The sequence below is a fragment of the Streptomyces sp. NPDC058880 genome (assembly GCF_042742535.1).
Classification (GTDB): domain Bacteria; phylum Actinomycetota; class Actinomycetes; order Streptomycetales; family Streptomycetaceae; genus Streptomyces.
Map to the genome: position 1 here is coordinate 16,947 of NZ_JBHYMC010000003.1, position 23,107 is coordinate 40,053.

Here is a 23,107-nt window from a genome sequence, read left to right on the forward strand (position 1 = left end):
GCCCCGCCCCCCGTTGGCGTCCACTTGCCCCGAAACCCGCGTGCACGGCGCACCGGCTGCGCCACTATGGCGCCCGGAAAGCCGCACGACCGCATACGCGAGGCAAGGGACATCCGCATGAGACTGACCGACATATCGCTGGACTGGCTGCTGCCCGGCAGTCTGCTGATCCTGGGCGTGCTTGCGGCGGTTGCGGTCTTGGCGCGGGGAAAGCGCGAGAGCGAGAAGGCTGCGGCCGAGGACAGCTGGGAACGCAGCGAGGAGCGGCGGCGGCGCAAGGAAGCCGTCTACGGAACCGCCTCGTACGTGCTGCTCTTCTGCTGCGCGGCCGTGGCCGCCGCACTCTCCTTCCACGGGCTGGTCGGCTTCGGCCGGCAGAACCTCAACCTCTCCGGGGGCTGGGAGTACCTCGTGCCCTTCGGCCTCGACGGCGCCGCCATGTTCTGCTCGGTGCTCGCCGTCCGCGAAGCCAGCCACGGTGACGCGGCCCTCGGTTCACGCATGCTGGTCTGGCTGTTCGCGGGGGCGGCCGCCTGGTTCAACTGGGTGCACGCTCCGCGCGGGTTGGGCCACGACGGCGCTCCACAGTTCTTCGCGGGGATGTCGCTCTCGGCTGCCGTCCTCTTCGACCGCGCCCTCAAGCAGACCCGCCGGGCGGCGCTGCGCGAACAGGGCCTGATCCCGCGGCCGTTGCCACAGATCCGGATGGTCCGCTGGCTGCGGGCCCCCCGGGAGACCTTCGGCGCATGGTCCCTCATGCTGCTGGAGGGGGTGCGCACCCTCGACGAGGCCGTGGACGAGGTGCGCGAGGACAAGAAGGAGCGGGAGCAGGACCGGCACCGCAGGCGCGACCAGAACCGGCTCGACCGGGCGCGCATCAAGGCGCTGGGACGGCAGCACCGGGCGTTCGGGAGGTCCCGCGGCCGCCAGGTGGAGCTCCCGGAACTGACGCAGGGAGCGGGCTCCGCGCCGGTCGGCGCGGAGCCGGCCATACCGGAATCGGGACAGCTGCCGCTACGCCGCCGGCCCTCCCTGCAGGCCGTCAACCCCACCGAATCCCTTGATGGGACCGGGACCCGGATGGTGGACCTCACCGCCGAGGACGACACCCAGACGATCCCCCGGCTGGACTCGCTGGAGCGCAAACTGAAGGACCTGGAGCAGCAGTTCGGCTGAACCGGGCCCGGGCTCGGCCCCGGGGACAGCCCGCAGGACCCGCCCGTTCAGGCGGGTCCTGCGGCGTACGGGAGCTCGCGACGCAGGTCGAGCTCGAACCACACCACCTTGCCGCCGCCGAGGGCGAGCGGGTCCACGCCCCAGTCGTCGGCCAGCGCCTCCACCAGTACCAGTCCCCGGCCGTGCGTACCGTCGTCGGCGGTCGGTACGTACGGCCGGGGCCGGCGCACGGCGTGGTCGCGGACCTCCACCCGTAACCGCGTAGCCGTGAGGCTCGCGGACACCTCCGCACCCCGGTCGGTGTGGACGAGGGCGTTGGTGACGAGCTCCGTGATCAGCAGTTCGGCCACGGCCGTCGCCTCGTTCCCGCACCGGTGGCGCATCAGCTCCCTGAGGGACCGGCGGACCTCGCCCACCGCCTTCAGGTCCGCGCGGCGCACGCTCCGGCTGATGCGCAGCATGTCCCCCGCCGCCCCGCCCTCGGCGGTGGACGGCTCGCGCGGCCCCGGCGCCCCTCTGCTCCACAGCTTCCCCGTCTTCGCCCCCACCCGCACGGCGGTGTCCCTCCCGTGTCCACTGCTCTCGAACAGGTCTACGGGATGCATGCCCCCCGGGGGGATCCGCACTCCTTCGGGCTTACGGGCGGGGCACGTTGCGCAGGTTGGATCGAGCCATCTGGATCATTCGCCCCACCCCGCCGTCGAGCACGATCTTGCTGGCGGAGAGTGCGAATCCGGTCACCATCTCGGCGCTGATCTTCGGAGGAATCGACAGGGCCGCAGGGTCGGTCACCACGTCGACCAGAGCGGGTCCCGGATGCCGGAACGCGTCCTTCAAAGCACCGCTGAGCTGCTTGGGCTTCACCACGCGCACCCCGTAGGCGCCCGCGGCGCGGGCGATCGCGGCGAAGTCCGGGTTCTTGTTCCGCGTCCCGTAGGAGGGCAGGCCGGAAACCAGCATCTCCAACTCGACCATCCCGAGGGATGAGTTGTTGAAGAGCACCACTTTGACGGGGAGTTCGTACTGCACCAGGGTGAGGAAATCTCCCATCAGCATGGAGAAACCGCCGTCGCCGGACATCGACACCACTTGACGACTGCGGTCGGTGAACTGTGCGCCGATGGCCTGCGGGAGCGCGTTGGCCATCGAGCCGTGGCTGAAGGAACCGATGATGCGCCGCTTGCCGTTCGGGGAAAGATAGCGCGCCGCCCACACATTGCACATGCCCGTGTCGACCGTGAACACCGCGTCCTCGTCGGCCAGTTCGTCGAGCACCGAGGCCACGTACTCCGGGTGGATCGGCGTGTGCTTCTCGACCTTGCGGGTGTAGGCCTTCACCACCCCCTCCAGGGCGTCCGCATGCTTCGTCAGCATCCGGTCCAGGAAGCGGCGGTCCGTCTTCGCCTTCACCCGCGCGTTCAAGACGCGCAGGGTCTCGCGCACGTCTCCCCACACGGCGAGATCCAGCTGGGAACGCCGTCCGAGGTGCTCGGGGCGGATGTCGACCTGGACGATCTTCACGTCGTCGGGCAGGAAGGAGTTGTACGGGAAGTCCGTGCCGAGCAGGATCAGCAGGTCGCACTCGTGGGTGGCCTCGTAGGCCGCGCCGTAGCCGAGCAGCCCGCTCATCCCGACGTCGTAGGGGTTGTCGTACTGGATCCATTCCTTGCCGCGCAGCGCGTGCCCGACGGGGGCCTTGACCCGGCCGGCGAACTCCATCACCTCGGCGTGCGCCCCGGCCGTGCCGCTGCCGCAGAACAGCGTGACCCGCTGAGCCTCGTCGACGAGCCGGACCAACTTCTCGATCTCGTCGTCGCCGGGCCGTACGGTGGGCCTGGCGGTGACGAGGGCGTGCTCCACCGCCCTGTCCGGGGCGGGTCGGGCGGCGATGTCCCCGGGAAGCGCGACCACGCTGACCCCGCTGCGGCCGATGGCGTGCTGCACGGCGCTCTGCAGCAGCCGGGGCATCTGCTGCGGGTTGGAGATCAGCTCGCTGTAGTGGCTGCACTCGCGGAAGAGCTGGTCGGGGTGGGTCTCCTGGAAGTAGCCCAGGCCGATCTCGCCGGAGGGGATGTGCGAGGCCAGCGCGAGGACCGGTGCCATCGAGCGCTGGGCGTCGTACAGCCCGTTGATCAGGTGCAGGTTTCCCGGGCCGCAGGAGCCGGCGCAGGCGGCGAGGCGGCCGGTGATCTGGGCCTCGGCACCTGCCGCGAAGGCTGCGGTCTCCTCGTGGCGGACCTGGATCCACTCGATGCCGTCCGTCCGGCGGATCGCGTCCACCACGGGATTGAGGCTGTCGCCGACGACTCCGTACATCCGCCGCACCCCGGCGCGCACCAGGATGCCGACGAACTGCTCCGCCACGTTCTGCTTGGCCATGCCTCCCATCCAGCCATGCCCGCGCCGGTTACGCCTCCCAGACGGCGGCAGCCGTGCGGTCGTCGGCGTACCCCTTGAGGCGAAGCTGGGTGTCGGCGAGGAAGGCAGCCAGGCCGGGAGGCTCCGGTTCGGCCCAGCGGGCGGCGAGCTCCGCCCGGAGGGCGGCCTCCTCCCGCATCGGCTCCGCCAGGCCGCCCGAGCACAGCAGCAGGGTGTCCCCCGGCCGGGCCACAGACGCCCGGAACCGGAAGGCGCTGCCGGGCTCGTCCGCCGCGTCCGCCGGCTCGGTGGCGTCGGCCGCGGGGGCAGGCACGGGTGCGGCAGGCCCGGTGGGCTCCAGGTCCTCCCATTGGCCCGAACGGAGGCGGAACAGTCCGCCCGCGCCGGCGCCGAAGCACACCCGGGTGCGGCATTCGGGATCAACCGGGAGCAGCAGCCCGCGCAGTCCCGCCGTGTACTGCTCCTCCGCGAGCCCCAGCTCGGCGGCGCGGGCCCGCAGGCGTCCGTAGCCACGGTCGGTGAGCCGCTGCAGGCCCGAGCGCAGCGCGTCGCGGCGACCGGCCCGGATGTCGTCGGCCAGCCGGCCCTGGCTGCGGCCGACGGTCGCGGCGACCGTGCGGCACAGTTCGGCGGCGGCCTCCGCGGCGCCCGGAGCGGCCCGGTCGCCGCCGGCCAGAGCCACCAGCACCAGGGCGTCGTCGCCGCTTCCGAAGCGGGCGGTGAGCAGGAAGTCCCGACGGGTCTCGCCCCGGTAGCGGGCGGAATCGCCGCGCAGGGAGGCGGCCCGGAGGGTGTGGGCGCCGTAACGGGCGCCCTCCAGAACGGTGTCCGGGACCAGCGCGTCGAGTGCGGCCGGATCCGCAGGCGGGAGCGGGCCCGGCTCGGCGGCGTAGGTGGGGGCGCGGTCGCCGAGGTGGCGCACTTCGGGCCGCTGCCGCGGCGCGGCCGCCTCCGCGACGGGCGGGGCGGCGGGTTCGGGCGGGGCCCCGGGCTGCGGCACCTCCCTGGTGCGGTCCTCCCGGCGCGGTGCCCCGGCCGGCCGGGTGGGCAGCTCCGGGCCGGGCGCCGGCGGGACCTCGACGCCCCCGAGGGCGTAGCCGGTGGCTCCGCCGGTACGCGGATCGCGCGGCTGGGCCCCGTGCCAGGGCGGGGCCGGGGGCGGCGGCGCGGCGTACCGCTCTCCGGGCGGGGCAGCGGCGTCCGCGGCGGGCGGCTGCGCGGCGGGCGCCCCGGCTGGAGCGTCGGGAGTCGCGGCCGGTGCGTCGGGAGTCGCGGCCGGCGGCCGGCCGTACGTCCGGCCGGGCAGCGGCACCTGCACCGCCGGCTGGTCAAGTGCGGGGCCGACGGGCCGCGGCGGGACCTGCCGCTCGCCGGGCGGGGCCGCTTCCGGGGCGGGTGGCACGGCTGGTCGCGCCGGCGGCCCGGCCGGTGCGTCACCGGCCGCCGACGCGGCAGGCGTCGGCGGCGGTACGGACCGCTCGCCGGGCGGGGCGGCCACGGGCGCGGGCCGGGCGTCGGGGGCCGGACGCGGCGGCGGGACCGGCCCTGCCGTCGGGGGCCGGGCGGGTTCCCGACGGAGGCCGTCCGGCAGTGGCGGCCGCACGGGTGGGCCGGTGTCCGGTTCGGTCCGCGGGGACGGCAGGGACCCGCGCCCCTGCCCGAGCCCGGCATCACGTACCGGCTCCGGCGGCGCGGGAGGCGATGCCCCGACCGGGTCGCCCGTGACACCGGCCGCCGACCGGAACCGGTGGTCGAGGGTGTCCCCCGGGTCGGGTGCCGGGCCCGTGTCCGGGTCCTCGTAGAGCTTCTGCCACCAGTCGTCCGCGCCCTGCTGACTCATGCCCTCATTCTCGGCCCGCGGTGGGGGCCGAAAACGCCGAATGCACGAAAAGGGCCGCCCGGCCCGCGGCCCGGTGGTCCCCTCCCGTCCCACCCGTACGGATCAGCGCATCTCGCACATCCGCACGACCTCCCGAGTGGCCACCCCGGCGGCCGGGGCGTGGACGCCCGCCCGGTCCGGGCACACCGCTCCCCTCGGGCGAATTCCGGCCAACCACTGCATTGCACGGCAAGCTGCCGCGTAAATGGCGTCTGATCGAAGGATGTTGGTGCTGTGGTGGCGCAACCTTGGCAGAGGGGAGGGGGATGCGGCGATGATGTCGGCGGCGGGTTCGCGCCGTGGCCGCTTCCCGCCAGGCGCGGTGTCGAAAGGGTGGTGGACGGGTTGCTGGGTGCCATAGGCCTGGACGAGGGCCAGGAGTCTGCGTACCGCGTGCTGGTGGCGCTGGGCGCGGCCGAGGTCCCCGACCTCGCGCACCGGCTGACCCTGCCGGTGCCGCAGACCGAACGGGCCCTGCGCCATCTGGAGCGGCACGGGCTGGCCGCCCGGTCCTCGGCCCGGCCGGGGCGCTGGGTCGCGGCCCCGCCGGGGGTCGCGCTCGGGGCCCTGCTGACCCGGCAGCGGCACGAGCTGGAGCAGGCCGAGACGGCGGCGGCGCGGCTGGCGGAAGAGTACCGGGCGGAGGCGTCCGAACCGTCCGTGCACGACCTCGTGGAGCTGGTGCAGGGCGCGAGCGCGGTGGCGCACCGCTTCCACCAGCTCCGGCTGGGCGCGGAGAAGGAGGTGTGCGCCCTGGTCGGCGGAGGCTCCCCGGTGCCGACCGGACCGGACGGCGAGGCGGAGGGCCGCGGCTCGGCGGGCGGTGTCGGCCACCGGGTGGTGATCGAGCGGGAGGTGCTGGCCCTGCCGGGCGGAATCCGGGAGGTCTCCTCGGCGCTGGCCCGGGGCGAGCAAGTCCGGGTGGCGGCGGAGGTCCCGACGAAGCTGGTGATCGCGGACCGGACCCGTGCCATCGTCCCGCTGACGGGGCGCGGCGCGGAGCCGGCGGCGCTGGTGGTGCACCCGTCCGGGCTCCTGGAGTCGCTGACGGGCCTGTTCGAGGCGGTGTGGCGGGAGTCGCTGCCGCTGCGGCTGGGCACGGCCGGTTCGCCGGAGGAGTTCGGGACGGTACCGGACGCCACGGATCTGGAGATCCTCTCGCTGCTGCTGGCGGGTATGACGGACGCGAGCGCGGCCAAGCACTTGGAGCTCGGCCTGCGGACGGTACAGCGGCGGGTCAAGGGGCTCATGGAGGCGGCCGGGGTGACGACCCGGCTGCAGCTCGGCTGGCACGCGTACGAGCGTGGCTGGGTGGCCCGGTAGCCTGCGGTCGGGCACGCTGGGCGGGTGGACGTGCCGCAGCTGCTCCTGGTGGGTCTGGTGTTGCTGCTCGGGCTCGTCGGGGTGCTGGTGCCCGGGGTGCCCGGGACCTGGTTGGTGTGGGCGGGGCTGATGTGGTGGGCCCTGCACGAGCGGTCAGTGCTGGCGTGGTCCCTACTGGTCGCGGCGACGGCACTGCTGCTGGTGGTCCAGGTGGTGAAGTGGCAGCTGCCGCCCCGGCGGACGCACGGGCTGCCGGCCACCCCCCGGACGGCGGCCTTCGCCGGTGCCGGCGCGCTGCTGGGCTTCGTACTGGTTCCCGTGGTGGGGGCCGTCCCGGGATTCATGGGCGGCATCTACCTCTGCGAGCGGTTGCGCCTGGGCGGGCACGGCGAGGCCTGGGCGTCGACGCGGGCGGTGATGCGGGCGGTGGGCACGAGCGTGCTGGTGGAACTGTTCGGGTGCCTGTTGGTGGTGGGGGCATGGGTCGGCGCGGTGGCCGCGGAGTAGGACGCGGCCGGACCGCCCGTCCGGGCACCAGGGCACTCGAACCGCCCGGCCGGGAAGACGGGAGCCCCGGGCCGGTCGACCCGGGGCGGGGTGGGCGGGTCAGGCGCGGCCGCCACGCTTGGCAGCGTAATTCGCCCGGCCCTCTGCCGACTTCAGCCGCCAGTCGCGGCGGATCTCCGACCGGAGCCGGGCGTCCGTCTTGGCCACGATCCGCTGGTTCTCGCGCAGGAGCTTGCGGTAACTCTCCAGACGCCGTTCCGGCAGGACCCCCGACTCCAGCGCGGCGAGCACCGCGCACCCCGGCTCCGCCTCGTGGGCGCAGTCGTGGAAGCGGCATTCGGCGGCGTAGTCCTCGATCTCGGAGAAGACCTGCCCCACGCCCGCCTCCGCGTCGAAGAGCCCGACGCCGCGCAGGCCCGGGGTGTCGATGAGGACCCCTCCGCCGGGCAGGAGGAGGAGGTTGCGGGTGGTCGTGGTGTGGCGGCCCTTGCCGTCGGCGTCGCGGGTGGCTTGGACCTCCATGGCGTCCGCGCCGAGCAGCGCGTTCGCCAGGGTGGACTTGCCCGCGCCGGAGACGCCCAGCAGGACGCTCGTACCGTCGGCGACGATCGCACCGAGGACGTCGGTGCCCTCCCCGGTGCGGGAGGAGACCGTGAGGACCGGGACGCCTGGGGCGGTGGTCTCCACGTCCTGAACCAGGTGGCCGAGGGTGACCGGGTCCGGGACCAGGTCCGCCTTGGTGAGGACGACCAGCGGCTGCGCCCCCGACTCCGAGGAGTCGGCCGGTGTACGCAGCAGTGCCGCACCGCTCGAACTGGCCATCGCGAGCGCAAGGAACCGTTCGATCCGCCCGAGGTCGAGTTCGACCGCGAGCGACACACAGATGACGATGTGATCGATGTTGGTGGCCAGCACCTGACCTTCGGAACGCTTGGACGACGTCGACCGGACGAACGCGGTCCGCCGAGGCAGGACGGTCCGCGCGTACCGCGGATCACTGCCCTCGGGATCGACGGCGACCCAGTCCCCCGTGCACACGACCTTCATCGGGTCATGGGGAACGACGAAAGCGGTGTCGGCACGGACGACGCCGTCAGGGGTGGCCACATCACACTGACCGCGATCGACCCGGACGACCCGGCCCGGGACCAGGCCCTGGGATGCGTACGGGGCGAACTCGGCCTCCCAGCCACCGTCCCAGCCGTAGGCGGCGAGCGGGTGCTGGATCGCGGAAGAGGAAAACGGGTGGAGCGGAGCGTTGGACAAGGGGAACCCTTCGAAGGGTGGCCCCGGCGGCGCGCTCCGAGCGCGCGGATCGTGTGGGTGTCAGCCGGAGACCACAGGGGTGGGAACGATGAACTCCTGAATGCGGGCAGAGCCCGTCACCGTGACAGTCATCAATGTCCTCACCTCCTGCTTCTTCTCAACGAATCCATACGGTGTCCTCGGCAACGACCCAGCCGCGCCGTGGAACGAGCAGAACCATAGCCCCACCCCCGGACACGGCACCACCGATTAAATCCTGGGCCCACCTGCACCACGCCGACAGCGGGCGGACCAGCGTCACGCCGCATGTCGTACAGCGTCCTGCGCGAGAACTCCTCGGTTCGTAGCGCAGTACACCCACGCCCGGAGCGGTCGCAGTATCCCGGTCGACGGCCCCCATCCGCAGCGTGGATTCACAGAAGCAGCCGCACAACTAGCCTTACTGGCAGGCGAGTTGCTAGCACAATTGGCATGTCCCTGAAAGCTAGAGGTGTGTAGGGTGCATGGCGTTCGAATGAGATCACTTGTTCGACGTCAACGGGGAGGTACTTTCGTGAAGCTCAGAGGGGGGACCCTCGCGGTGGGGGCGGCCGTTCTGGCGCTGAGTCTGGGGCTTGCCCCCGCCTCGGCGTTCGGGGTGGACTCCGCGCCTCAGCAGGAGAACGCGGCGGCCCAGGCCGTGAACGACCCGTACGTGCCGAAGGGCAGGGCCGGCTGGACCGTCAAGCCCGGCCCTGAGCCGGTCGGCCTCGACGCCGCCTCGCCGACCGAGGATGTCATGCCCGTCGTGGCTGACCGTATCTACGAACTGGGTGCGGAGCGTGGATTCACGCGTCAGCAGACGGACTACAAGAATCGGTCGATCACGGTGCTCTGGAAGGGCACTCCGCCGGCCGATGTGACTGCCTACGCGGCCAGCAAGCCGCTCGGCGTGACCGTCGAACTCACCGGGGGAGCCAAGTACTCGCGCGCCGAGGCCGAGGCGGCGCGCACGCGCATCCTGAACAGCCCGGCAAGCGCCCGCCTGGGGATCACCTGGAGTGATCTCAACGACGACGGCAGCGGGGTCACGGTCGGCATCGCCTCAAGTCCGCGCAGTGCAGTCGCCCAGGAACGGCTGGCCGAGCTGCGTGAGACCGCCCGGATCCCGGACGTTGCGCTCAAGCTCGGTGTGGAGCCGGCCGTCGGCTACTCGCGGGGCAATGACGCCCCGCCGTGGAAGGGTGGCATCCGAACCCGTCACCCCGGGGGAAGCTGTTCCAGCGGGTTCGCCGTGCTGGCCGGCTCCGCCGGACGGTTGATCAGCGCGGGACACTGCGACCGCACCGGCAACGGAGCCGTCTATGACGGTGCCGGGCAGCTCATCGCCCCCGGCGGCTCCTCCGTGGCATACAGCCCGGGCATCGATTCCCTGCTGATCGACCCGTCGAACTCCCCCGCCACCACTCCGAGCATCTTCCGCGGCGGATACGCGAGCACCTCCACTTCGGTGGTGAAGAACTGGTACTCGAACTGGCCCGGAGACCCGGTGTGTTCCTCGGGCGCGAGCACGGGTGAGCACTGCGGCACGGTCTACGACGACGGCGACGTCGTCACACTCTACGGAGCGAACGTCGGCGTGATCCAGGTCGCGGCTCCGTCCGGCCAGATCATGGGCGGCCAGGGCGACAGTGGCGCACCGATGTTCAAGAAGGTCACCGGTGGGGTACAGGCCCGAGGGATTCTGCTGGGCCCGGACCTTACCGCCGGCTCCTCGACGTACTCGTGCGGTTCCACCGACCCGAACGTCGGTTTGATCCAGTGTTCGCGCTGGATCAACTATGTGCCCATCAGCACCATCCTGAACACCTGGGGCGTCTCCCTCGAAACCGGGTGAAAATCCCCGACCTCTGGCCGGCAGCCGCACCAGCGGCCCGCACCGTTCGTCTCGGCGACGGTGCGGGCCGTGTCCCCTTGCACACGTCATGTTGGAATGGCTACATCACGCGAAGGAGCGGGACGCGATGCCCGATACCCCTGACCAGCACACCAGCGCCACCGACAGGGCAGCGCTGACGGTGGAACGGAGTTCGCGTCGGGCCCTCCGTGGCGTGGTCGCTCTCGCGGGCTGCCTGCTCGTCGCCACGGCGACCGCGGCGTGCGCAGGAGCGAGTGCGGAGAACCCGAAGGCCGGGGGCACCCCCGCGGCGGTGAAGCCGGCGAACGCCGACTCGGCGGCCACCACGCACCAGAAGACCCCCGCCCAGATCGTGACCCGAGAGGCCGACGACCCCTTCCCCGGGCTCTTCGCCCATCTTCCCGGGACACTCGTGGTCACCGACGGCAACTGTGTCGGGGTGAAGACCGCCAAGAACGCGCAGCCGGAGTTGATCGCGTGGGGCCACGGCTGGTCGGCCCGTGAGGAGAACGGCACGACGGCCGTGTACGACGCCGAAGGAAAGCTCTTCGCCAAGGAAGGCGACACGGTGGGCCTGGCCGGCGGATACCTGGACCAGTTCGCCGATCATCCGTGCGCCACCGGCCGCGTCTTCGAAGCGAACGGCACCCAGGCCACCTCGTAAGCCGGCCAACCCTCTGTGCCCCGTGGTGGACCTTCGCCTTCCTCCGGGACCAGCGGGGGCATGAGGGCACCGACGGCAGGCGTCCGTGATCACGGCTTCCGTGTCGGGGCCACTTCGCTTCCGCGCCCTCAGCCGCGTGCCGGGCCGACCCGCCGGGCCAGCACCTGTCCCGGCCAGTCGCCGGACAGGAAGCGCTCGGTGGGGGCGAAGCCGCTGCGCTCGTAGAAGGCGACCAGTTCGCCGCCACCGCCCGCCCAGCAGTCGACCCGCAGGAGGGCGACGCCGGCCCGCCGGGTCTCCTCGGCGGCGTGCGCGAGCAGCGCCGCCCCGATGCCCCGGCCCGCGTGCCGCCGGTCCGAGACCAGCAGCCGCACGTACCGCTCGGGCTCGCCGGCCGGCGCGATCGGCAGCTGCGGGCTGGGCCCGTGGTCCAGGACCAGGGCGCCGACGGGCACACCGTCCAGCTCGGCGACGTACGGGGTGTTCTCGGTCGTGTACCGCTCGACCCGCTCCGGCCCGCCGGGACGCTGCGAGTACGGCGTCGTGCCCCACTGCTCGGTGTTGCCGCGGGCATTCATCCAGGCCACGGCGGAGTCGAGCATGTCCAGCAGGGCCGGTGCGTCCGCCGGGCCACCCGGTCGGATCCGCATCGCGTGTGCGGTGTCGTTCATGGCGGAAGCCTATGCGGCGGTGGTCCGTGCGGCCTCACCCGGGCTGGACCGGCGGGTGGTCGATGCCGTCGACGAGGACGCCGGCGCGGGTCGGTCCCACTCCCGGCGGACGGCTGGTCGGCGTCGTACGGGGCCGAGGGCCGACCGGCCTCCGGGCCCGGCCGGTCAGTGCTTGCGCAGGCGCGAGGAATAGTCCTCGGGCGGCAGGAACCGCGACCAGCGCTCCGGGAACTCCGACGGCATGCCCTCGTCCTCGTCGTCCTCCGACTCGCCCTCCGCCATCGCCCGCCAGGCGGCGGCCCGCGCGACCAGCTGCGCGGCCTCCGCCTCGCGGGCCCGCTCGTTGGCCTCGCGCGCCGCCGCCGTGGCCACCGAGGGCCAGACGCGGTCGATGGCGGCGTTGACGGCGGCGCCGACAAGGACCGCGAAGGCCGAGATGCCGATCCAGAGCAGCACGGCGACGGGCGCGGCCAGGGAGCCGTAGATGGTCGGCCCCTCCACGGTGTTGGTGAGGTAGATCCGCAGCAGGAACGAGCCGAGCACCCACATCGCCAGTGCCACCAGCGCGCCCGGGACGTCCTCGATCCACGGTGAGCGCACGGGCACGGACACGTGGTAGAGCGTGGTCAGGAAGGCGATGGACAGCAGGGTCACGGTCGGCCAGTACAGGACGGCGATCACCTCGGTCCCCCAGGGCACCAGCCGGACGACGGCGTCCGGCCCCACCACCATCAGCGGCAGCACGATCGCCCCGATGAGCAGGGCGATGACGTAGAGCAGAAAGGCCAGCAGCCGGGTCTTGACGATGCCGCGATGACCGTCAAGTCCGTACATCACGGTGATGGTGTCGATGAACACGTTGACGGCCCGGGACCCCGACCACAGGGCGAAGGCGAAACCGAGCGAGATCAGGTCGGGTCTGCCGCTGCGGGTGACGTCGTCCAGCAGGGGTTTGGCGATGTCGTTGACGCCGCGGTCGGACAGCACCGTGCCGACCGCGCGCAGGATGTTCTCCTCGATGCTCTCGACCGTACGGGTGTCGGTCCACCCGTCGACGTAGCCGAGCAGGCCCAGCAGGCCCAGGAAGAGCGGGGGCAGCGAGAGCAGGGTGAAGAAGGCCGCCTCGGCCGCCAGCCCGAGGATGCGGTACTCGATACACGAGTTGACGGTGTCCTTCAACAGCAGCCAGCCCATCTTCCGCTTCGAGACGTTGCGGTAGAGGGCGCGGGCCCGGTGGAGCCGTCCTGGGATCCGCTCGGGTGTTTCTTTTGCTGGCTGCACGTCCTTACGGTATCCGCATGGCAGCCACCACCCACACAGTCAGCAACCAGGCCCCGCCGCTGGTGGGCCACGACGTCTTCACCGGCGATCGGGCCCTGACCGAGGGCATCGAGCGACACCTGGCGTCCGCGGATCCCGAACTCCTCGGCGAGGTACGGGAGGAGCTCACCGCCCTCGGGCGCGCAGCCGGATCGGCGCAGGCCCAGGAATGGGGCGCGCAGGCGAACGACAACCCTCCGAAACTGCGCACGCACGACCGGTACGGGAACCGTATCGACGAAGTCGAATTCCACCCTGCGTGGCATCGGCTGCTCGGGCACGCGGTGGGCTCCGGGCTGACCGACGCCTGGGGGCGTCCGTCCGGGCATCTGCGCCGGGCCGCCGGGTTCTTCCTGTGGTCGCAGGCCGAGGCGGGCCACGGCTGCCCGGTCTCGATGACGCACGCGGCCGTGCCGGCCCTGCGGGCCGATCCGTCGATCGCGGCCGCATGGGAGCCGCGACTGACCTCGCACGTGTACGAGGAGGGGCTGCGGCCGGCCGCGCAGAAGGCCGGTGTGCTCTTCGGCATGGGGATGACGGAGAAGCAGGGCGGCAGTGACGTACGGGCCAACACGACAGCCGCCGTGCCGCTGGACGCGTCCGGGGAGTACCTGCTGACCGGGCACAAGTGGTTCTGCTCGGCTCCGATGTGCGACGGCTTCCTGGTGCTGGCCCAGGCTCCGGGCGGGCTGACCTGCTTCCTGGTGCCCCGGGTGCTGGAGGACGGCACGCGCAACGTCTTCGCGATCCAGCGGCTGAAGGACAAGCTGGGCAACAGGTCGAACGCGTCCAGCGAGGTCGAGTTCGACGGGACCTGGGCGCGGCGAGTCGGCGAGGAGGGCCGCGGGGTGCGGACCATCATCGAGATGGTCGCGGCGACCCGGCTGGACTGCGTCATCGGCTCGGCCGCGCTGATGCGGCAGGCGCTGACGCAGGCGGTGCATCATGCGGAGCACCGCTCTGCCTTCGGAGCACTGCTCGTCGACCAGCCGCTGATGCGCAACGTGCTCGCGGACCTCGCCCTGGAGTCGGAGGCAGCCACCACCCTGACGCTGCGGCTGGCCGCCGCCAACGACGCCGGGACCGAACAGGAGAAGGCCTTCCTGCGGCTCGCCGTGCCGGCCGCGAAGTACTGGGTGACCAAGCGGTGTACGCCGATGGTGGCCGAGGCCCTGGAGTGTCTGGGGGGCAACGGCTACGTCGAGGAGTCCGGGCTGCCGAGACTGCTGCGCGAATCGCCGCTGAACTCCATCTGGGAGGGCTCGGGCAACGTCCAGGCCCTGGACGTGCTGCGCGCCCTGCAGCGGGAGCCGCAGGCGCTGAACGCCTTCCTCCAGGAGGTCGGCCTGGCCCGGGGCGCCGACCACAGGCTGGACTCGGCCATCAAGGACCTGCTGACGGACCTCGCCGATCTGGAGGGCATCGAGGGGCGGGCCCGCCGCGTGGTGGAGCGCATGGCCCTGGTACTGCAGGGATCGCTACTGGTCCGCTGGGCTCCGCCGGAGGTCGCGGACGCGTTCTGCGCCTCGCGGCTGGGCGGTGACTGGGGCACGGCCTTCGGCACGCTGCCGCACAGCCTGGACCTGCGCGCGGTCGTGGAACGGGCGCGGATCGCGGGCTAGGGAGGAACCCCCGTCGGGCTCCCCTGCGGTCCCCAAACCGCTCCGAGCCGGATCCGGGCCCGTCTACCGGCTCAGAGGTGGCGCCGCGCCGACTCGGCACCACCTCTGAACCGAAGCCCCGAGGAGGAGCTGTCACGCCGCTCGGGCGGCGTCCGGACATTTTCGGTCGGACGATCGGGACTTGGCGAGAGTTGCATACCGTTGCAACCTTTGAGTCGGCAGCCGCCCGCCGGACGTGCCGGGGGAAGCGGCCCCCCGGCACCTGCGGACCTCCGGGCGGCCGGCGTCGTACGTCCTGTTCGCACGGGGAGGTTCAGGTGGCCGACAGCACAGACATGACGGTCGATGTGGCACGCATCTCGGCCATGCACCCTCGGGAGGCCACCCGGCTGCTCAAGGGGGTGCGCGCGGCCGCGCTCGCCGGCGACCGCCCGCCGGCCGTGCCCCGCCCGGAGATCGCGGAGTCCTGGCGCCGGATGCTGGCCGGCGGCGTGCACCCGGACCGGGACGCGCGCTCGCGGATGCTGTCGGACTGCGAGACGGAGGAGCGGCGCACCGTCTCCCCGCTGCGGGAGGTCCTGCCCGTGTTGCGGGAAGGGCTGCTGCCCGCGCTCGACGGGGCGCTCCACATCATGGTCGTCGCGGACGTGGACGGGCGGCTGCTGTGGCGGGAGGGGCACAGCTCCATCCTGCGCAAGGCCGACCGACTCGGTTTCACGGTCGGGGCGGACTGGGACGAGGCCGTGGTCGGTACGAACGGGGTGGGGACCGCCCTGGTGACCCGGCGGCCGGTGCAGGTGTTCTCGGCGGAGCACTTCGTCTCCAGCCACCACGACTGGACCTGCGCGGGGGCGCCCGTGCGGGACCCGCGGGACGGGCGGCTGCTGGGCGTGGTCGACGTCAGCGGGCCACTGGCCACCATGCACCCGGCGACGCTGGCCTGGGTGAGCTCGGTGGCCCGGCTGGCGGAGCGGGAGCTGCGGATCCGGCACCTGGAGTCGCTGGAGCGGCTGCGGACGGTGGCGGCCCCGCTGCTGGCCGGGCTGCCGGGACGGGCGCTGGCCGTGGACCTGCACGGCTGGACGGCCGCGGTGACGGGGCTGGCCCCGGTGGACCGGATCCCGCTGCCGAAGGACTTCGCGCCGGGCCGGATGTGGGTGCCGCAGCTGGGCGACTGCGTGGCGGAGCCGCTGCCGGGCGGCTGGCTGCTGCGGATCGCGCAGGACGCCGCGGCCACTGCGGCGACCCGGGTCGTACTGGACCTCAGCCGGGCCGGTGCGTGGTCGGCGACGGTGTACGGGGCGTCCGGGAGCTGGTCGCAGGAGCTGAGCCCGCGCCATGCGGAGCTGCTGTACCTGCTGGCGGAGAGCCCACGGGGGTGCACGGCGGCGGAGCTGTCGGCGGAGCTGTTCGGAGACCCGACCCGCACCGTGACGGTCCGGGCCGAGCTGTCGCGCGTGCGCCGCAACCTCGCGGGGGTCCTGGCGCACCGGCCGTACCGGTTCGCGCAGGACGTGGAGGTGGAGCTGATCCACCCGGAGGACCCGGCCCGGCTGCTCCCGCACTCGACGGCCCCGGCGGTGGTGCGGGCCCGCCTGGGCCGGACGCGGCCCGGCATGGTTCCCTGAGCTGCATGCGCACCCTCACACTCACCACCTGGTCGCTGGAGATGACCTCTCCGGCAGACCTCGTCCCGGCGGCTCCGGCGGGCCCGGAGATATCCGTCGTGCGGTCGGAGGTCCCCTCCCCCGAGTTCAGCCGCTTCCTCTACGCCTCGGTCGGCGGCGACATCCACTGGACCGACCGGTTGTCGCTGACCCGCGCGCAGTGGGTGGCACAGCTCGACCGGCCGGGCGTGGAGACCTGGGTGGCGTACGACCGCGGCACGCCGGCGGGGTACGTGGAGCTCGACCCGCAGGACGACGGCGTGGTGGAGATCATGTACTTCGGCCTGCTCCCCGACTTCCGCGGCCGCCGCATCGGCGGGCATCTGCTGACCGTCGGCGTGGAACGGGCCTGGGACCTCGCGTCGCGCTGGCCGGAGCGCGAGGCGACCCGCCGGGTGTGGGTCCACACCTGCAGCCAGGACGGCCCGACGGCGATGAGCAACTACCAGCGCCGCGGGTTCAAGGTCTTCCGGACGGAGACGGAACAGAAGGAAGAGACCCCGACCCCGGGCCCCTGGCCCGGCGCGTAGTCACGGCGCCTGCCGCGCGGCCCGTCCTCCCGGTTCGCGCGGCCCGTCCGCGGGAGGGGCCGCCGCGCGCGGCGGCACGGCCAGAGACCTCACCCGCCCCTTCCGCCCCTTCCGCTTCGTCCCGGCGGGACGCCGTGGGCGGGCCCCCGGACGCCGCCCCGCAGGCCCCACCTGCCGCGTCCGCGCGTGACCCCCGTCACGCCGTCCCAATATGCGGGACCAGTTCGTCCGAATCGTGGACAGTAGTGGACTCCTCCAATCGGCCCATGACACGCTTCCGCCATGAATGGAGCTGGAATTGCCTTGGTGAGTCGGCGGCACGTCGACCTCGGCCGCATGTCCAGCGCCATCTGTCCGGCGTGCTGACGGAACCAGCAACCGCCACACATCGCCGCAATCCCGGCATCGTCGCCGTGGAAGTGTCGATCATCGCAGTCCCCTGAAGGCCGAACTCCGCCCCGCTCTCCGGTCACCCCGGCACAGCGCGGGCAATCAGCCGCACCCGCTCAGCGACCAGGGGTCACGCCACCCCGCCCGCTTCACCCGCCCCTGCCCTGAGCCGCCCACGAAGGACGTACCGCCATGGCCGCCACCCCCGAAACGCCCGCGCCCGCCGCCGCAGCCGCCGCGCGCCGCAAGACCGGCCGTCACCGCGGCGAGGGACAGTGGGCCGTCGGACACCACACGCCCCTCAACGGCAACGAGCAGTTCAAGAAGGACGACGACGGTCTCAATGTGCGGACACGCATTGAGACGATCTACGCCCACCGGGGCTTCGACTCCATCGACCCCAACGACCTGCGCGGCCGCATGCGCTGGTGGGGTCTCTACACCCAGCGCAAGCCCGGGATCGACGGCGGCAAGACCGCGATCCTGGAGCCGGAGGAGCTGGACGACAAGTACTTCATGCTGCGCGTCCGCATCGACGGCGGCCGGCTGACCACCGAGCAGCTGCGCGTCATCGGCGAGATCTCCGAGGAGTTCGCACGCGGCACCGCCGACCTCACCGACCGCCAGAACGTGCAGTACCACTGGATCCGGATCGAGGACGTCCCGGAGATCTGGCGCCGCCTGGAGGCCGTCGGCCTGTCCACCACCGAGGCCTGCGGTGACACGCCCCGCGTGATCCTCGGCTCGCCCGTCGCCGGCATCGCCCAGGACGAGATCATCGACGGCACGCCCGCCATCGACGAGATCTACCGCCGCATCGTGGGCAACAAGGACTTCTCCAACCTGCCCCGCAAGTTCAAGTCCGCCGTCTCCGGTTCGCCGCTCCTCGACGTGGCGCACGAGATCAACGACATCGCGTTCGTGGGCGTGAACCACCCCGAGCACGGTCCCGGCTTCGACGTCTGGGTCGGCGGGGGCCTCTCCACCAACCCCAAGCTCGGTGTGCGCCTGGGTACCTGGGTCTCGCTCGACGAGGTCCCGGACGTGTACGAGGGCGTCATCTCGATCTTCCGCGACTACGGCTACCGCCGGCTGCGCACCCGCGCCCGTCTGAAGTTCCTCGTGGCCGACTGGGGTGCGGCCAGGTTCCGCCAGGTCCTGGAGGACGAGTACCTGAAGCGGAAGCTGACCGACGGCCCCGCGCCCGAGCAGCCCTCCGGCCAGTGGCGCGACCACGTCGGGGTCCACGAGCAGAACGACGGCAAGTTCTACGTCGGCTTCGCGCCCCGTGTGGGCCGCGTGGACGGCGCCACCCTGACCAAGATCGCGGACATTGCGGAGCAGCACGGCTCCGGCCGCCTGCGCACCACCGCCGAGCAGAAGATGATCGTGCTCGACATCGAGGCCGACAAGGTCGACTCGGTCGTCGAGGCGCTGGAGGCGCTGGACCTGCGGGTCAAGCCGTCCCCGTTCCGCCGCGGCACCATGGCCTGCACCGGCATCGAGTTCTGCAAGCTGGCCATCGTCGAGACCAAGGCGCGGGGCGCCTCGCTCATCGACGAGCTGGAGCGCCGCCTGCCGGACTTCGCCGAGCCGCTCACCATCAACATCAACGGCTGCCCGAACGCCTGCGCCCGCATCCAGGTCGCGGACATCGGTCTCAAGGGGCAGCTGGTCCTGGACGACGACGGCAACCAGGTGGAGGGCTACCAGGTCCACCTGGGCGGTGCCCTCGGCCTGGAGGCCGGCTTCGGCCGCAAGGTCCGCGGCCTCAAGGTCACCTCGGCCGGTCTGCCCGACTACGTCGAGCGGGTCGTCACGTGCTACGAGGAGCAGCGCGAGGACGGCGAGCGCTTCGCGGCCTGGGTCGCCCGCGCGGACGAGAAGAGCCTCTCGTGAGCGAGCGGGCCGCCCCCTTCTACTGCCCCTACTGCGGCGACGAGGACCTGTTCCCCCACGAGACGGGCCACGGCGCGTGGGAGTGCCGGGCCTGCAACCGGGCCTTCCAGCTGAAGTACCTCGGGCTGCTGGCCCGGGGCGTCCGGTCCGGTGCAGCCGGATCAACGGGATCTGCGGAATCAGCGGGATCAGCGGGAGGGGACGAGATATGACCACCACTCAAGATGCCAGTCTCAAGAACGCGGCGCTGAAGTCGGCCACCCTCAAGGAGCTGGCCGAGCAGGCGGGCCGCGACCTGGAGGACGCCTCCGCGCTGGACATCCTGCGCTGGGCGGTCGACACCTTCGGCGGGAAGTTCGCCGTGACCTCCTCCATGGAGGACGCGGTCGTCGCCCACCTGGCCTCGCGGGTCCTCCCCGGCGTGGACGTGGTCTTCCTCGACACGGGCTACCACTTCGAGGAGACCATCGGCACCCGGGACGCGGTCGACGCGGTGATGGACGTCAACGTCATCACGCTGACCCCGCGGCAGAGCGTCGCCGAGCAGGACGCCGAGTACGGGCCGAAGCTGCACGACCGGGACCCTGACCTGTGCTGCGCGCTGCGCAAGGTCAAGCCGCTGGAAGAGGGCCTGACCGCGTACGACGCGTGGGCGACGGGCCTGCGCCGCGACGAGTCCCCGACCCGGGCGAACACCCCGGTGGTCGGCTGGGACGAGAAGCGGCAGAAGGTCAAGGTCTCGCCGATCGCCCGGTGGACGCAGGACGACGTGGACGCGTACGTGGCCGAGCACGGCGTACTCACCAACCCGCTGCTGATGGACGGCTACGCCTCCGTCGGCTGCGCCCCCTGCACCCGCCGCGTGGCGGAGGGCGAGGACGCGCGGTCCGGCCGCTGGGCTGGGCGGGGCAAGACCGAGTGCGGGCTGCACGGCTGATGACGACCAGTGAAGAACCTACGGAGACAGAGCAGATGAGCGTGAGCGACCAGGGCGCCACCGTGTGGCTGACCGGGCTGCCGAGCGCGGGCAAGACCACCATCGCCTACGCGCTGGCCGAGCGGCTGCGCGCCGAGGGTCACCGGGTGGAGGTGCTCGACGGGGACGAGATCCGCGAGTTCCTCTCCGCCGGCCTGGGCTTCGGCCGCGAGGACCGGCACACCAACGTGCAGCGGATCGGCTTCGTCGCCGAACTCCTCGCGAGCAACGGCGTCAAGGCACTGGTGCCGGTGATCGCGCCGTTCGCCGACAGCCGCGAGGCCGTCCGCAAGCGGCACGCGGCCGCGGCGACGGAGTACCTCGAAGTGCACGTGGCCACTCCGGTCGAGGTGTGCTCCGAGCGTGACGTGAAGGGCCTGTACGCCAAGCAGGCCGCGGGCGAGATCACCGGTCTGACCGGGGTCGACGACCCGTACGAGGCACCGGAGTCCCCGGACCTCCGTATCGAGTCGCACACGCAGACCGTGCAGGAGTCGGCTGCGGCCCTGCACGCGCTGCTCACCGAGAGGGGTCTGGCATGACGACGACCGTCGCACACGTCCACGAGGAGACGGACGCGCCCTACGCGCTGTCGCACCTGGACGCCCTGGAATCCGAGGCCGTGCACATCTTCCGGGAGGTGGCGGGTGAGTTCGAGAAGCCGGTGATCCTCTTCTCCGGCGGCAAGGACTCCATCGTCATGCTGCACCTGGCGCTGAAGGCGTTCGCGCCGGCACCGGTGCCCTTCGCGCTGCTGCACGTCGACACCGGCCACAACTTCCCCGAGGTGCTCGACTACCGCGACCGAACCGTCACCGAGCACGGACTGCGCCTGCACGTCGCGTCCGTCCAGGACTACATCGACGCCGGCACCCTGCGCGAACGCCCCGACGGCACCCGCAACCCGCTACAGACCGTCCCGCTGACCGAGGCCATCCACAACCTGAAGTTCGACGCCGTCTTCGGCGGCGGCCGCCGCGACGAGGAGAAGGCCCGCGCCAAAGAACGCGTCTTCTCCCTGCGCGACGAGTTCTCCCAGTGGGACCCCCGCCGCCAGCGCCCCGAACTCTGGCAGCTCTACAACGGCCGGCACGCCCCCGGCGAACACGTCCGCGTCTTCCCGCTCTCCAACTGGACCGAGCTGGACGTGTGGCAGTACATCTCCCGCGAGGGCATCGAACTGCCCGAGATCTACTTCGCCCACGAGCGCGAGGTCTTCCGACGCAACGGCATGTGGCTGACCGCCGGCGAGTGGGGCGGCCCCAAGGAAGACGAGACCACCGAAACCCGGCTCATCCGCTACCGCACCGTCGGCGACATGTCCTGCACCGGCGCCGTCGACTCCGACGCCACCACACTCGACGCCGTGATCGCCGAGATCGCCGTCTCCCGCCTCACCGAGCGGGGCGCGACCCGCGCCGACGACAAGATGTCCGAGGCCGCGATGGAAGACCGCAAGCGCGAAGGGTACTTCTAGACATGACCAGCACCACCGACCAGGTCGCCGGACTCGACGACCTCGCAGCGACCACCCTGCTGCGCTTCGCGACCGCCGGCTCCGTCGACGACGGCAAGTCCACCCTGGTGGGCCGCCTCCTACACGACTCCAAATCGGTCCTGACCGACCAGATGGAAGCCGTCGAGGCCGTCTCCGCCCGACGCGGCCAGGACGCCCCCGACCTCGCCCTCCTCACCGACGGCCTGCGCGCCGAACGCGAGCAGGGCATCACCATCGACGTCGCCTACCGCTACTTCGCCACCGCCCGCCGCCGGTTCATCCTCGCCGACACCCCCGGCCACGTGCAGTACACCCGGAACATGGTCACCGGCGCCTCCACCGCCGACCTCGCCGTCGTCCTCGTCGACGCCCGCAACGGCGTCATCGAGCAGACCCGCCGACACGCCGCCGTCGCCGCCCTCCTGCGCGTCCCCCACGTCGTCCTCGCCGTCAACAAGATGGACCTCGTCGGCTACGCCGAATCGGTCTTCGCCACGATCGCCGAGGAATTCACCGCCTACGCCTCGGACCTGGGCGTCCCGGAGATCACCGCGATCCCGATCTCGGCGCTCGCCGGCGACAACGTCGTGGAACCCTCCGCCAACATGGACTGGTACGGCGGCCCCACCGTGCTGGAGCACCTGGAGACCGTCCCGGTCAGCCACGACCTCACCGCCTGCCCGGCACGTTTCCCGGTGCAGTACGTGATCCGCCCGCAGACCCCCGAGCACCCCGACTACCGCGGCTACGCGGGCCAGATCGCCTCCGGCGTCCTGCGTGTCGGCGAGGCCGTCACGGTCCTGCCGTCCGGGCGCACCTCGGTCATCGAGGGCATCGACGCGCTGGGCGAGCCGGTGGACATCGCCTGGGCGCCGCAGTCGGTGACGGTGCGTCTGAAGGACGACATCGACATCTCGCGCGGCGATCTGATCGCACCGTCCGCCAACGCCCCGGCCACCACGCAGGACGTCGTGGCGACCGTCTGCCACGTGGCCGACCAGCCGCTGGCCGTCGGCGCCCGGGTGCTCATCAAGCACACGACCCGCACGGTCAAGGCGATCGTCAAGGAGATCCCCTCCCGGCTGACCCTGGACGACCTGTCCCAGCACCCGGACCCCGGACAGCTGGTGGCCAACGACATCGGGCGGGTCGTCGTCCGCACCGCCGAGCCCCTGGCGCTCGACGCGTACGCCGACTCCCGCCGCACCGGGTCCTTCCTGCTGATCGACCCGGCCGACGGGACCACCCTGGCGGCGGGCATGGCGGGCGAGTCCTTCGCCTCCCAGGCCGAGGCCGCCGACGCGGTCCGGGACGACGACGGTTGGGACTTCTAGCCGTGTCCGCCGGTCCTTACTCGACCTTCGCGAAAGAGGGCGGCCGCATCGGCAGCGGCGCCCTCGGCAGCGGCCAGGGAGGGGTGGCGCGATGTGCGCGGTGAGCGCT

General features: G+C 72.2%; 21 protein-coding genes. 15 read left to right on the forward strand and 6 right to left on the reverse strand.

The features are described 5' to 3' along the window. Positions 1-117: 117 nt before the first annotated feature. Positions 118-1,176 (forward strand): DUF2637 domain-containing protein, encoded by a 1,059-nt coding sequence (locus tag ACFW2G_RS02910; protein WP_037915469.1) that lies wholly within the window; start codon positions 118-120, stop codon positions 1,174-1,176. A gap of 47 nt (positions 1,177-1,223) precedes the next feature. Here ACFW2G_RS02910 and ACFW2G_RS02915 read toward each other — a convergent pair whose 3' ends face one another. The 3 genes from ACFW2G_RS02915 to ACFW2G_RS02925 form a co-directional block, all read right to left on the reverse strand. Continuing rightward, positions 1,224-1,637: an ATP-binding protein gene (locus ACFW2G_RS02915; protein ID WP_384580438.1), complete on the reverse strand. Its 414-nt coding sequence runs from the start codon at positions 1,635-1,637 to the stop codon at positions 1,224-1,226. Between the two features lie 175 nt (positions 1,638-1,812). Continuing rightward, entirely contained in the window at positions 1,813-3,555 is a 1,743-nt protein-coding gene (locus ACFW2G_RS02920) for a pyruvate dehydrogenase (RefSeq protein WP_384455408.1), read from the reverse strand. Positions 3,556-3,583: 28 nt separating this feature from the next. After that, positions 3,584-5,395, reverse strand: a complete 1,812-nt coding sequence (locus ACFW2G_RS02925; RefSeq protein WP_384580347.1) for a protein phosphatase 2C domain-containing protein — start codon at positions 5,393-5,395, stop codon at positions 3,584-3,586. Positions 5,396-5,779: 384 nt separating this feature from the next. Here ACFW2G_RS02925 and ACFW2G_RS02930 point away from each other — a divergent pair, with 384 nt between their 5' ends. Further along, the gene (locus tag ACFW2G_RS02930; protein WP_384451347.1) at positions 5,780-6,757 is read left to right on the forward strand and encodes a helix-turn-helix domain-containing protein; all 978 of its coding nucleotides are present in this window, start codon (positions 5,780-5,782) and stop codon (positions 6,755-6,757) included. 24 nt (positions 6,758-6,781) lie between these two features. After that, positions 6,782-7,264: a DUF456 domain-containing protein gene (locus tag ACFW2G_RS02935; RefSeq protein WP_037915460.1), complete on the forward strand. Its 483-nt coding sequence runs from the start codon at positions 6,782-6,784 to the stop codon at positions 7,262-7,264. A 99-nt stretch (positions 7,265-7,363) separates the two neighbouring features. Here ACFW2G_RS02935 and rsgA read toward each other — a convergent pair whose 3' ends face one another. Next, entirely contained in the window at positions 7,364-8,530 is a 1,167-nt protein-coding gene (rsgA, locus tag ACFW2G_RS02940; protein ID WP_384580345.1) for a ribosome small subunit-dependent GTPase A, read from the reverse strand. A 553-nt stretch (positions 8,531-9,083) separates the two neighbouring features. On the opposite strand from rsgA, the gene ACFW2G_RS02945 reads away from it, so the two are divergent. Both ACFW2G_RS02945 and ACFW2G_RS02950 read left to right on the forward strand, forming a co-directional pair. Then, a complete protein-coding gene (locus ACFW2G_RS02945) occupies positions 9,084-10,406 on the forward strand; it encodes a hypothetical protein (RefSeq protein ID WP_157840140.1) in 1,323 nt (440 codons plus the stop codon). A gap of 127 nt (positions 10,407-10,533) precedes the next feature. Then, positions 10,534-11,091: a hypothetical protein gene (locus tag ACFW2G_RS02950; RefSeq protein WP_384580343.1), complete on the forward strand. Its 558-nt coding sequence runs from the start codon at positions 10,534-10,536 to the stop codon at positions 11,089-11,091. Positions 11,092-11,219: 128 nt separating this feature from the next. Here the strand turns inward: ACFW2G_RS02950 and ACFW2G_RS02955 are convergent, their stop codons facing one another. Beyond that, positions 11,220-11,762 (reverse strand): GNAT family N-acetyltransferase, encoded by a 543-nt coding sequence (locus ACFW2G_RS02955; RefSeq protein WP_037915445.1) that lies wholly within the window; start codon positions 11,760-11,762, stop codon positions 11,220-11,222. Between the two features lie 165 nt (positions 11,763-11,927). After that, on the reverse strand, positions 11,928-13,043 hold the full coding sequence (locus ACFW2G_RS02960) for a YihY/virulence factor BrkB family protein (protein ID WP_384451248.1): 1,116 nt from the start codon (positions 13,041-13,043) through the stop codon (positions 11,928-11,930). A gap of 17 nt (positions 13,044-13,060) precedes the next feature. Here ACFW2G_RS02960 and ACFW2G_RS02965 point away from each other — a divergent pair, with 17 nt between their 5' ends. The 10 genes from ACFW2G_RS02965 to ACFW2G_RS03010 all read left to right on the forward strand — a co-directional run bounded on the left by ACFW2G_RS02965 (position 13,061) and on the right by ACFW2G_RS03010 (position 22,998). Continuing rightward, complete coding sequence (locus tag ACFW2G_RS02965) at positions 13,061-14,704, forward strand: acyl-CoA dehydrogenase family protein (RefSeq protein ID WP_037915440.1); 1,644 nt, start codon at positions 13,061-13,063, stop codon at positions 14,702-14,704. A 335-nt stretch (positions 14,705-15,039) separates the two neighbouring features. Then, positions 15,040-16,332, forward strand: coding sequence for a GAF domain-containing protein (locus tag ACFW2G_RS02970; RefSeq protein WP_384451350.1), 1,293 nt, complete (start codon positions 15,040-15,042; stop codon positions 16,330-16,332). 5 nt (positions 16,333-16,337) lie between these two features. Continuing rightward, positions 16,338-16,901, forward strand: a complete 564-nt coding sequence (locus tag ACFW2G_RS02975; RefSeq protein ID WP_037915436.1) for a GNAT family N-acetyltransferase — start codon at positions 16,338-16,340, stop codon at positions 16,899-16,901. 282 nt (positions 16,902-17,183) lie between these two features. Then, the gene (locus ACFW2G_RS02980) at positions 17,184-17,267 is read left to right on the forward strand and encodes a putative leader peptide (protein WP_310942095.1); all 84 of its coding nucleotides are present in this window, start codon (positions 17,184-17,186) and stop codon (positions 17,265-17,267) included. 216 nt (positions 17,268-17,483) lie between these two features. Further along, positions 17,484-19,190 carry a nitrite/sulfite reductase gene (locus ACFW2G_RS02985; protein ID WP_037915434.1) on the forward strand — a complete coding sequence of 569 codons (1,707 nt, stop codon included), beginning with the start codon at positions 17,484-17,486 and terminating at the stop codon, positions 19,188-19,190. Then, the gene (locus ACFW2G_RS02990) at positions 19,187-19,402 is read left to right on the forward strand and encodes a hypothetical protein (RefSeq protein ID WP_078555752.1); all 216 of its coding nucleotides are present in this window, start codon (positions 19,187-19,189) and stop codon (positions 19,400-19,402) included. The genes ACFW2G_RS02985 and ACFW2G_RS02990 overlap by 4 nt, the downstream gene beginning before the upstream one ends. Then, entirely contained in the window at positions 19,399-20,127 is a 729-nt protein-coding gene (locus tag ACFW2G_RS02995) for a phosphoadenylyl-sulfate reductase (RefSeq protein ID WP_037915431.1), read from the forward strand. Before ACFW2G_RS02990 ends, ACFW2G_RS02995 begins: the two co-directional genes overlap by 4 nt. 35 nt (positions 20,128-20,162) lie before the next feature. Next, positions 20,163-20,708, forward strand: a complete 546-nt coding sequence (cysC, locus tag ACFW2G_RS03000) for an adenylyl-sulfate kinase (protein ID WP_037915427.1) — start codon at positions 20,163-20,165, stop codon at positions 20,706-20,708. Continuing rightward, positions 20,705-21,643 carry a sulfate adenylyltransferase subunit CysD gene (cysD, locus tag ACFW2G_RS03005; protein ID WP_384451255.1) on the forward strand — a complete coding sequence of 313 codons (939 nt, stop codon included), beginning with the start codon at positions 20,705-20,707 and terminating at the stop codon, positions 21,641-21,643. The genes cysC and cysD overlap by 4 nt, the downstream gene beginning before the upstream one ends. Positions 21,644-21,645: 2 nt before the next feature. Continuing rightward, on the forward strand, positions 21,646-22,998 hold the full coding sequence (locus tag ACFW2G_RS03010) for a sulfate adenylyltransferase subunit 1 (protein WP_384451258.1): 1,353 nt from the start codon (positions 21,646-21,648) through the stop codon (positions 22,996-22,998). Positions 22,999-23,107: the final 109 nt, after the last annotated feature.